This window comes from Collinsella sp. CLA-ER-H5 (genome assembly GCF_040092375.1).
Taxonomy (GTDB): Bacteria; Actinomycetota; Coriobacteriia; order Coriobacteriales; family Coriobacteriaceae; genus Collinsella.
The window spans coordinates 38,207-49,770 of sequence record NZ_JBBNLR010000020.1 but is presented as its reverse complement, the minus strand read 5'-3'; the positions used below and the strand labels follow the sequence as shown (position 1 = coordinate 49,770).

At 60.3% G+C, this 11,564-nt stretch carries 5 protein-coding genes and 1 pseudogene; 5 read left to right on the top strand and 1 reads right to left on the bottom strand.

Annotation, left to right across the window (positions count from 1 at the left end; translation table 11 throughout):
• A pseudogene (locus tag AAAX31_RS07960) lies at window positions 1-265 on the top strand (IS30 family transposase); the annotation flags it as partial.
• A 423-nt stretch (window positions 266-688) separates the two neighbouring features.
• On the opposite strand, the gene AAAX31_RS07955 reads toward AAAX31_RS07960, so the two are convergent.
• On the bottom strand, window positions 689-1,756 hold the full coding sequence (locus AAAX31_RS07955; protein ID WP_117877194.1) for a hypothetical protein: 1,068 nt from the start codon (window positions 1,754-1,756) through the stop codon (window positions 689-691).
• Window positions 1,757-1,972: 216 nt separating this feature from the next.
• Here AAAX31_RS07955 and AAAX31_RS07950 point away from each other — a divergent pair, with 216 nt between their 5' ends.
• From AAAX31_RS07950 to AAAX31_RS07935, 4 genes are all read left to right on the top strand, one after another.
• On the top strand, window positions 1,973-3,826 hold the full coding sequence (locus tag AAAX31_RS07950; RefSeq protein ID WP_349076829.1) for an ABC transporter ATP-binding protein: 1,854 nt from the start codon (window positions 1,973-1,975) through the stop codon (window positions 3,824-3,826).
• Window positions 3,827-5,686 carry an ABC transporter ATP-binding protein gene (locus tag AAAX31_RS07945; RefSeq protein WP_349076827.1) on the top strand — a complete coding sequence of 620 codons (1,860 nt, stop codon included), beginning with the start codon at window positions 3,827-3,829 and terminating at the stop codon, window positions 5,684-5,686. It begins immediately after the preceding gene.
• A 127-nt stretch (window positions 5,687-5,813) separates the two neighbouring features.
• Entirely contained in the window at window positions 5,814-6,365 is a 552-nt protein-coding gene (gene bilS / locus AAAX31_RS07940) for a flavodoxin family protein BilS (RefSeq protein ID WP_349076824.1), read from the top strand.
• A gap of 801 nt (window positions 6,366-7,166) precedes the next feature.
• A complete protein-coding gene (locus AAAX31_RS07935; protein WP_349076821.1) occupies window positions 7,167-11,255 on the top strand; it encodes a fibronectin type III domain-containing protein in 4,089 nt (1,362 codons plus the stop codon).
• Window positions 11,256-11,564: the final 309 nt, after the last annotated feature.

Below are 11,564 nucleotides of genomic sequence, written 5' to 3'. Positions count from 1 at the left end.
GCTGCCCAAGGGCGCCGGGGCCAGGTTCGACCGGCTGACGGCGGCGGACTGCGCGCTGCTCATGTCGCAGGTGAACTCCGAGCCGAGGGGGGCGCTCGGGTTCCTGACGCCGGCGCGCGTGCTGCGGATGGCCCTCGGGGAGGACGCCTCCGCCCTCATGGACGCGTTCGGGATAGAGGAGCTGGCGCCCGGCGAGCTGGACCTCACGCCCGGCTGCATCGACAGGGCCAGGGCCGCGAGGGGCGAGGGGCCGCTGGCGGGATAGGCGGCGGGCCGGGACATGGGCCGGAGGGCCCGTTGCGCTGAGTCCGGAACGGCTGCGCGGCGGGCTGGCGGAGCATGCGGCGGCGGCATGGGGGCACCGGCCTCCATAGCCTCTCCACCTGCGGAAACGGTGCGACGGCCAGGTGCCGGGGGCTATTCCCGCGTTGCGCTAGCTGCGGAAACGCGGGGCCCGTTCAGGCTGTTGCGTTGAGATTGAAAATCAACCGATTAACAGCCATTAAATCTATCCCTTAAGGAACGCGGCTTGCTAGTGTTGTCTGGGCATTGATGGCTACGTGGTTCAAGAGACGGCGGCATTACCATCTGTTTTTACAAGTAAAGAGGTCCGTTTCCCTGGGTTGGGGAAACGGACCTCTTTTTGTCTCTTGGCTTGTGGATTGGCGAAGACAATAACCGCTGGCAGCTATTTTGGGTTCCTGAGGCGGCGTGTGGCCGTGGCGGTTATTCCGAGTCCTGCGGCGGCGACTGCTGCGAGTGCGATTGCGCTCGGCGCTGCATCGCCCGTGTTCGCGAGCTTGCCGGCGGTCGTATCTGCTTGCTTGCCGCTGCTCGTGTTCGCCTGCTTGGTGGAGCTCGATGGGGCGTCTTTGCCGGTTGCAGGTGAGGCAACGGGCGGTGTCGCCTCGGCGGGTTGCGTCGAGCCGGAGGGAGGCACTGTCTCGGTCGGTTTCGTTATCTCGGGCGAGGCGGCCTTGTCTGCCGCGGCCTTTGCCTCTTCGTATGCCTTGCAGGCGTCGTCATAGGCCGTTTGCGCTTTTTTCAAATTGTCGAGGAGCGCATCTCGCCAGGCTGTGAACCGGTCGATATCGGCTTTATATTTCTCTACAGCACGTTCACAGTCATTAACTCGTCTTTCCTCTCTTCTGAGGCGGTACTGGAACTCGCGGAGCTCCGTTTCGCAATAGTTTACGTGCGTTTTTGCCGATATGATCTCACTGTGCAACTGCTTTATTTGCTGTTTAGTAGTTTCGACAAACTCCTCGTAGCCGAGTGCTTCGAGTGTCTTAAGCATCTCATGTTTCTTCTCTAATTCTGCCTGGAGCTCGCTTACCCGGTTGATGGCCCCGTCGTATTTGGCTTGGGCAGCATCGACGTCCGCTTGCATGGTGGGAAGGAGTTCCCTCCCTTCGGCGGCTTGCGCCGCCATCTTTTCGCGGTACTCTTGAAAACGGGTAATGTCATCATTGAATCTCGCAATTTTCTCGGGACTTGCGGCGTTTTTTGCGGCCTCGAGGTTTTTGAGCGCTTCCTGCATGGCTGCATACGCTTTTTCTTTTGCGGCGGCCGCGTCTTCTGTCTGCGGGGCGCCCGAATTGCCGTTGGTGGCGCTCGTCTGCGAAACGGCCGCACCGGTGGGGGAACTGGTTTCTGCCGCGATCGCCGTTGCGGGGGCGATTCCCGCGACAAGTGCCGCGGAAAGGGCGATGCCCACAGTTGCTCGTCTTGCTCTTCTTGCGAGAATGTCGTTCATCTCGGCACCTCATTTCAAGGGTCGGCGACTAACTTGGTAGCACTAATGTAAATATACCATGCTAGTTGACCCGACACTGGCTGGGTGTGCGCGTGCCTTTCCGCTTCTTTGGAAACCGAATCCCATTAGAAATGACGAGTTGTTTACGCTTCTTTTGGGCTCACCGTACTATCATGATTCGAATTGAGTGTGAATGATGATAGGGAGCGCCTATACATGATTGAGCTGCTCAGGCGTTTTGGTGGCAAGTTTCGCCGCTATATGGTGATTGGCCCTGCGTGCAAGCTGATCGAAGTGATCTTTGACCTGCTTACACCGCTCGTGATTGCCCAGATGATCGATAAGGGTATTGGCGCACACGATGTCAGCGCCGTTATCCACTACGGCATGGTACTTGGCGCCATGGCTGTGATTGGCATCTCGTTTACGCTTGTCTGCCAAAAGATGGCGGCGCTGACATCGCAGGGCATGGGCACCGACATTCGCGGCGCGCTCTACAAGCACATCAACAAGCTGAGCTATGCCGAGCTCGACCGCTTTGGCACGCCGTCGCTCATCACGCGCATTACCAACGACGTTAACCAGGTCCAGCTCGCTGTGGCGCTGGGCGTGCGCATGCTCATCCGCTGGCCCTTTCTAGCGGTGGGCTCCATGTGCGCGGCCCTTGCCATCGACCTTAAGCTCGGCATCATCTTTTTGATCTGCACGCCCGCCATTGGCCTGGTGTTCTGGGTTGTCATGGCGCGCTGCATTCCGTACTACAAGCAGCTGCAGGCAAAGCTCGACCGCATCGCGCTTATCTGCCGCGAGGGCCTTTCGGGCGCCCGCGTGGTTCGCGCCTTCGTGCGCGAAGATCACGAGCGCGAGCGCTTTGCGCAGGCCGCCGACGACCAGGCCAATACTGCCATCGCGGTGGGCAAGCTCTCGTCGATTCTCAACCCCGTCACGTTTTTGGTGATGAACCTGGGCGTGTGCGCCATCCTGTGGGTGGGCGGCATCCAGGTCAGCGTGGGCGAGCTTACGCAGGGCCAGGTCATGGCGTTTGTGAACTACATGACGCAGACCCTGACCTCCATCGTGTACGTCGCCAACCTGGTCGTGGTCTTTACCAAGGCGAGCGCCAGCGCGTCGCGTATCAACGAGGTGCTCAATTGCGTGCCGGGCATCACCGACGAGGGCAACCAGCCGGTCGCGCTGCCCAAGCCGGGCAATGTCGCTTCAGTTCCCGCGCTGAGCTTGAGCCATGCGAGCTTCTCGTTTGGCGCTGGCGCGGCCAATGCTGTCAACGATGTGACGCTGGAACTCCCGCTGGGCAAGACGCTCGGCATTATCGGCGGTACGGGTAGCGGCAAGTCCACGCTCGTCTCGCTCATCCCGCGCCTGTACGATGCGAGCACCGGCAGCGTGAGCGTGATGGGCGCCGACGTGCGCACCTGGCCGCTCGACCAGCTGCGCCGTGTGGTCGCGACCGTTCCGCAGCGCGCATCGCTGGTGAGCGGCTCCATCCGCAGCAACCTGACCTGGCGCGATGAAGCTGCGACCGACGAGGAGCTCTGGGCGGCACTCGACATGGCGCAGGCCAGCGAGTTCGTGCGCAACAAGCCGCAGGGCTTAGACGCCCCGGTCGAGGCGGGCGGCAAGAACTTTAGCGGTGGCCAGCGTCAGCGCCTGACTATCGCGCGTGCCTTGGTTGGTTCGCCTCAGATATTGATCATGGATGACTCCGCGTCGGCGCTCGACTTTAAGACCGACGCGGCGCTTCGCCATGCCATTCGCGAGCGCAGCATGCGCGGTGCCGCCAAGGGCGGGCTGCCGCTGACCACGGTGATTGTGAGCCAGCGCGTCTCGACCGTGCGCGATGCCGACGTGATCTGCGTGCTCGACCACGGCTCGGTTGCCGGCCTGGGCACACATGACGAGCTCTATGCGACCTGTCAGCTCTATCGCGAGATTTGCCAGTCGCAGCTGCGCCGCGAGGAGCTTGAGGGCCAGCGGGGGAGCACAGCGCCCGCGCTCGCCCCAGGTGCCCCGACCGCCCCCGCATCCGTCTTCGCAAAGGAGGGCTGCTAAATGAATCCGTACACTTCCTCCGGTTCGGTCGCCACGATGACGGCCAACGTGTCCGGCAACGATAGCCTCAACGACCTGGGAGACGGTCCGCGCCAGCCCGGCGATCCCGAGCGCTATCCCGTGGGTGCGGTGACCCGCCGCCTGCTGGGCTATGTCCGTCCGCACCGCGTCTCGTTTGCGGCATCGTTTTTGAGTGCCGCCGTCTCGGTGATTCTGCAGCTCTACACGCCCATTCTCATTGGCGAGGGCATCGACCTTATCGTCGCCGCCGGGCAGGTGGACTTCGATGCGCTGCTGCCGCTCGTTACCAAGCTCGCGATTGTCGTCGTAGGTGCTGCGGCCTTCCAGTGGCTGCAGGGCTATTGCGTCAACCGCCTGTCTTACGAAACGGTGCGCGACATGCGCGTGGAGGCGAGCGATAAGCTCAGCCGTATGCCGCTCAGCTTTATCGACAGCCATGCCCACGGCGACCTTATGAGCCGCGTGGTCAACGACGTCGACCAGGTGGGCGACGGTCTGCTGCAGGGCTTCACGCAGCTCTTCACCGGTGCTATTACCATCGTGGGCACGCTCGCGTTTATGCTCTCCATCAACCTGACCATGACGCTCGTGGTGGTGCTCGTCACGCCGCTTTCCATTTTTGCAGCCGGTGCTATTGCCAAGCTCTCCAACAAGAGCTTTACGGCACAGCAGCGTATTCAAGGGCAGCTCGGTGGTCATATCGAGGAGTACGTAGGCGAGCAAAAGCTTGTCGACGCCTTTGCCTATGGCCCGAACGCCCAGCAGCGCTTCGATGCCCTCAATGCCGAGCTCTACACCGCGGGCGAGCGCGCGCAGTTTATGGGTTCGCTCTCCAACCCCGGTACGCGTTTTATCAATAACATCATCTATGCCGTTGTCGCTGTGATCGGCTGCGTGGGCGTGATCACGGGCGTGCCCGCGGCGCTTACGGTGGGCGGCGTGCAGATCTTCCTGTCCTATGCCAACCAGTACACCAAGCCGTTCAACGAGGTCACCAACGTCATTACGCAGATCCAGACCGCGTACGTCTCGGCGCGCCGCATGTTTGCGCTGCTCGATGCGCGCGAGCAGGAGCCCGACGCGCCAGATGCCGTGGAACTTGCCGCACCGCAGGACGAGGTCGCCCTTGAGCATGTGGACTTTAGCTACGTGCCCGACCGCAAGCTGCTTCAGGACATCTGCATCGAGGCTAAGCCCGGCATGCGCTTTGCCCTGGTCGGCCCCACGGGCTGCGGCAAGACGACGCTCATCAACCTGCTGCTGCGCTTTTACGATATCGATGCCGGACGCATCATGGTCGATGGCAGGTCTTCGCGTGACTACACGCGCGCAAGCCTTCGCCGTGCCTTTGGCATGGTGCTGCAGGACACTTGGCTGTTCGAGGGCACGGTGGCGGAAAACATCGCCTACGGCTGTCCCGACGCCACACGCGAGCAGGTTATCGAGGCTGCCAAGCGCGCGCACGCGCACAAGTTTATCGTGCAGTTGCCAGGCGGCTACGATACGGTCATCGGCGAGGACGGCGGCACGTTTAGCCAGGGCCAAAAACAGCTGCTGTGCATCGCGCGCGTCATGCTCACCGACCCGGCTATCTTGCTGCTGGACGAGGCGACCTCGAGTATCGATACCCGCACCGAGCTGCAGGTGCAGGCGGCATTCGACGAGCTCATGGCCGGTCGCACAAGCTTTGTCGTGGCGCACCGCCTGAGCACCGTCCGCAACGCCGACTGCATTCTGGTGATGCGCGACGGGCAGATTATCGAGCGCGGCACGCACGACGAGCTGCTAGCGGCAGGCGGCTTCTACGCCGAACTCTATCGCAGCCAGTTTGCCCAGTGAGCAAGCCCGTGGGGCAAATTAATCAATCGACAGACGGTGGTTTACATCTGTCACGTTAGTACTAAGATAGTCATCTAATAAATTGCATTAGTGGCTTTAGTTTTGGGGGATACGAGGCAACGTGACTATGACGTGCTCTTTGGTGGTTAACAGCAAGAGCGGTAATACCAGGATGGTTTCGGGCGCGATCAAGCGCGCTCTGCAGGCTGCGGGTGTTGAGTTTGTCCATGCCGCGGCGTTGAGCGACGATGCGGATGCAGATCAGGTTGCGCTCGAGGCGCAGGGCGCCTGCGCGGCCGACACGGTGCTCGTCGGTTTTTGGTGCGACAAGGGCGCGTGCACGCCTTCGGTCGCGGCGTTGCTCTCCGCCTTGCACGGTAAGCGCGTGTTCCTGTTTGGCACCTGCGGCTTTGGGGCCGACCAGAGCTACTATCAGCAGATTATCGACTGCGTAACTTCCAATTTGGCTGGGGATGCCGAGCTTGCGGGCTGGGCGATGTGCCAGGGCAAGATGGGTCCCGCCGTCAAGCAGCGCTACGAGGCCATGCTCGAGCAAGATCCCGAAAACGCTCGCTATAAGATGCTGCTCGACAACTGGGTTGCCGCGAAGGACCATCCCACCAAGGAAGATCTGGACAACATGGCTGCAGCCGCCAAGAAGGCCGTGCTGGGGGAGTAGCTCCCATCGCTGACGGCGGTCGGTCCATCTTTCTAAATGAAACGTCCTCCCGGGCGTCGGGGCACGAAGTTCCCTGCTCTACAGTCCTGCGCAAGACGAAGGCCACATTAAGTGGCCTTCTTTGCGTGCGGAACTCGCGATGAACTTCGTGCCCCGCCGTCCGGGAGGACGCCTCTTTATTGATGGGAGGCCTGATAGGTCGATGGTTCCGTGCCCGGATGCGTCCAAAGTGGGACGGGCTTTCCGGATGGGCAGGCTTTCGAAAAATGCGTCCCGGAATTTGCCTTTGGAATGGGACGTAGTTTCCCGTTGAGGTGCTTTGCGGAAAGTGCATCCCACTCTGGGCGGTCGAAGTGGGACACACTTTCCCAAAGGCGCTCCAACGGGAAATTGCGTCCCATTATTCGGTCAAGAAACGGGATGCATTTTCCCAATGAGAGCAAAACCGGAAAATGCATCCCACAATCAGCCCTCAAAGTGGGACGCCGTTTCCCAATGAGGCTCAAGCGGAAAATGCATCCCGGAATTTGCGCTCAAAGTGGGATGCGGTTTCCGGTTGAGGGTCTAAGGGGAAAATGCGTCCCAGAATCGACGCTTGAAATGGGATGCAGTTTCCCGATGAGGCGCTCGACGGAAAATACATCCCAGAAATGGCCTTTGAGCTGGGATAAGATTTCCGCGGCATCTCGGATTCTCAAAAATGAGACACGCCGTTGGCGAAAATGAGACACGTGATATCGGGCATCGGATGTATCATTTGCAAAAATGAGTCCACTCCACTCGAATAAAGCGAGGTCCCTCATGTACGTTCCACACCCCCGTATCCGTAGGCTGTCGAAAATCCCGCTTGTTGGGACGGCGGCGCTTGCTGCGTTGATCGCCACGAGCGTCGCCTGCTTCACGGCCACGCCCCAGGTTGCCCAGGCGGCAGACGCGCCCGCAATCACCGATATGACCGAGCAGGATTATCAAGCCCTGGGTCTGGGCACGAGCGAGGACATTCCGGCCGATACCGTTGGCCCCTATTCCACTGATACCCCCACGACGTTTGCCACGCGCAGCGAGGTCTATATGGCAGCTAACGGTAGCCATGGCAATCGCTACACTCTGCGCGACAAGCTCGAGAACGTCGAGCGCGGTGACATTGGCGGCAGCAGCAAACTCACCGATGGCTATGGAAGTGTGTGGGGCGCCGCAAAGTTCTGGCAAAACGTCAACAACTTCGATACGAACAGCGATCTCCACAAGCATAGCGACTACGGTGGCGGCACCTGGTCGTACCTAAGCAACAATGAGTCCTCAACAGTACTCGCCAACGACAACAACGGTTTCTCGGGCATTCACGCCACGAGTGTTGAGTTCTGCAGCGACGCCAGCACGGGCAAAAAGAGCCGCGTTGCCGAGCTCCGTGCCTACGGCGACAGTTCCTCCACGACGATTGACGGCAAGTCATACGCCGGAAAGGTTGAGCTGGTCCTCTACTCGTTTAGCAACGGGCGTACGCGCACTCTCGACACACACCTGCCGGTGACGGTCAACACTAATATGATGTACGAAGGCCGTTTTAAGTACCTGGATGCCGGTTACCTGCAAGAGCACGACGCCGTCTTTGATGTCGAGGCGGGCGATGTCGATGGCGACGGCGTCGACGAGCTTTTTGTCTACGCGGGCTGCTATGTCGACGAGAACGGCGTGCGCAAGGCTGTAGTCGACATGTATGACTTGGAGGGCGGCAACTGGAAGCAAAGCGTCGTCAAGATCGATGCCGGTAACGCCGCGGACTACACCACGCACAACAAGGGCGGGAACGACTCCTGGACGCAGCTTCAGTCAGCTCCTGTCGTTTCGCTAGCGGCCGGCGACCTCGATCGCGATTTTTGCGATGACCTCGCCATCGTGGTCTCGGCACCCTACGGCAAGAAGAATATTGATAAGTCGACGCATTGCGAGCTGTTTTCGTGGGATGCATCCAAGGGTGCGCTCGTCCATGTCGATGCTCTGGGCGACGCGGGCGCAATCTCCCTCTCCGCGAACGGCAAGACCATGGTCGCTGCGAATGCGACGTTCGGCACGTTTGCCGCCTACGATGAAGAAGGAAAGAAGACGGGTGAAACCGTCACGGGCCTTATTCTTGCGGGCTATGACTGGCAACGCAGCGCTTTTGATTACGGCGCTTCTGACGGCAGCAAGGGGCTGTACGGCGCGCTGTACCGCTACGCGTATTTTGACTCGGAGTCTGGCGAGTTCAAGCTTTCCGATTGTAAGGAATACAGAGACGGGCTCCTCGCCTCCTATGGGCTGATGCATGTGCCCAACAGCGCATGGAAGGATAGCGCTCAGGATAAGCGCTATCCGTGCACCTTGGCGCCTATTGCCCTTGCCACTGCCAACCTTGACGGCCTGTCCGAGCAGCTGGCGGTTGACGAGGTGCTCGTGGGCGGCGATGTGTTCCGCGACTTTGCCTGCAACACGGCACAGAGCGGGGCTCAGGGCTTGGGGTCCATGGTCGGAACCATGAGCATGAGCGGTCAGCAATACAACAGCAGCAACAAGCATGACCACAAGGGTATAGAACAGGTGTGGATCAGCGACGTCAAGGCGGGCAGCGTCTCGGGTTCGGACCGCTATAACGAGAGCTTTATCGCCGTGGTGGGCAAGCACCGCGACGAGGACCTGCGCAAGAACGATGACTACTATTGGATGACCGCCTCGCATTTTTCGCTCGACGAGAACGGAAAGGTGCGCCGCGGCGAGGAGCAGGTGATTAGCGAGAGCAACCGTCGCGGCACTACCTACGGCACATTTATCTCGCTCGCGCTGCCCGATGTCGACAACGACAGCGTCAAGATCACGTACAAGGACCGCTACAAGGTCTATACCAACCCGCGCGTGCTTGCCGTGCTGCAGGATGCGCCCTATGTTGAGGATCTGGAGCAGGCATACGGCTATCTGGTGTTGGGCGGCACGTCATACGGAGAGGAAAAGGGCACGGGGACATCCCAGGGCTATACCATTGGCGCCGAGTTGGGCGTTGCCGTCGAGGTGCAGACCGGTCCGCCCCTGGTCGCGATGAATGCTTCAGTCGATTTTGCCGCCGAGGGATGCTATGACTACCGGAGCGAGCGCACGGTCAGCGCAAGCGTAAGCTATGAGTCGCATGCCGGCGAGGGTGACAAGGCCGTGCTCTACACGATTCCGATGGTCTATTACGAGTATGAGATCGAAAATGAGGAAACTGGTGGCAAGGGCGTGATGGCGGCGCCCGTGTCGCTCGGCGCGCAGACCTCGGTCGTTAATGTCGAGGCCTATGACCGCATTGCCAAACAGCACAATATGACGCCGCTCAGCTACTTTTTGACCAACCGGTCGGGAGAACCCGGAACCTATCAAACGACGCTCAACGGCGAGACTCCCGTTGGGGATTCCTTTGGCCTGGGCAAGCCTGGCGTAACGCGCGCCTACACGCACGATGGGTTTAACGGCGCCGCCGCGCAGTCGGGGGCGAGCATTGAGCAGACCATCGAAGTCGAGGAGGGCAAGGAGCAGGAGCTCGAGCTCGGCTTGACGCTGAACGGCAGCGTTGTCATGGGCGCGAAGCTCGCAAAGCACGAGTTGTTTGGCGGCCTGTGCTTTGGTGCCAACGCCGGCTTTACTACGGGTAACTCCTCGAGTGAATCGACCGAATACGGCGGCACCGTCGACAACCTGCCCGAGGCCGCGCAGGGCAAGTACGGTTTTGTGTGGCGTCTGGGCGTCAACGCGGTGGATGTCGACAAGTTCGAGGCAGACTCGGGCGACAAGCTCGGCACCAAGGACACCGACCAGTTCTGGATCGTGGGCTATGACGTTAAGGACGTCGAGATGCCCGACGCGCCGGCCGTGACGGGCTTTACGGCAAACGCCGTCGATTCGACCAGCGTTACGTTTAGCTGGGACGATGTACTCGCAAACAAGAGTGGCTTTAGCTACGGCGTGGGCATGCTGCAGAGCAATGCGGCGGATGCGGTCGTCAATAGCTGGAAGATTGCCGACAACACGCAGACCTCGCTCAAGTGGGATGGGCTGCAGCCCAATACGGAGTATCGATTCGCCATCGCCGCCGTTAAGAATGGATCCACGACCGAAACAGGTATTCGCTCGGCAATCATCACGGTCAAGACCATGCCCGATGGCATGACGATGACCGTGAGCGGACCTGCGGCGGATGCTGCGGAGGGGTCGGATCTTGGATACGACTCTTCGGTTGAGCGCGCGGCGGGAAGCCACCTGACGCTCTCGGCGATTGGCCATGTGAAGCAACTCGGTGCCGACGATAGCGAAACAGGGCTGGCGCCGACCTATATGTGGTACCGCAAGGGCCGCGGCGAGACAGAGTTTAAGCTCGTGGGTGCCGATGGCAACCTCGCGGCTGGAACGGCCTCAAAGCTCGAGATTGACCTGACCGCAGACGATGACGGTGCGCAGTATTACTGCCACGTGGGATACAACGACGTGGGCCTCGACACCGGCACGACGCTCGTGAATATCGAGGCCGAGGAGACGGCGCCCACAACGGTGAACGCCACCCCGATCCGCACGCGCCGCCTGTTCTCACAGGCAAGTGCGGGCGCCAAGAAGTTCCTGGACCATACGCTGGTAAACACCGCCGGCCCAACCGATTCCGAAGGCTCAAAGGACCCCGAGACTCCTGAGACCCCGACGAACCCGGACAAGCCCAAGTCCGACAACGGAGCTAAGACCGACACCAAGGTCAAGACTACGACCACAGCGAAGAACCTCGCAAACACCGGCGACCAAACATTCGCCCTAGTCGCCACCGCAACAGCAGCGGGAGCAACGCTCGTAGTGATAGCCCTCATCATGCTGATCAAGCGCCGCAAGACCCACTAGTAGCCAGTCGAACATATCGACAACCCAAAAACCCGGGTAGCCAAAAGACAGGCCACCCGGGTTTTCTGTTGAGTGGAGACTCCGCAAGCGGAAACTGCATCCCACAATTAGCGCCCGGAACGGGACACATTTTCCGTCAAGCCCTCATCCGGAAAATCCATCCCAGTTTGAGCGCCCAGACCGGGACGCACTTTCCCAAAGGGTCCTCAACGGGAAACTGCGTCCCATAATTAGGCCGAGAAATGGGATGAACTTTCCCAATGAGAGCCAACCGGAAACCACGTCCCAGAATCAGCCCCCAAAGTGGGA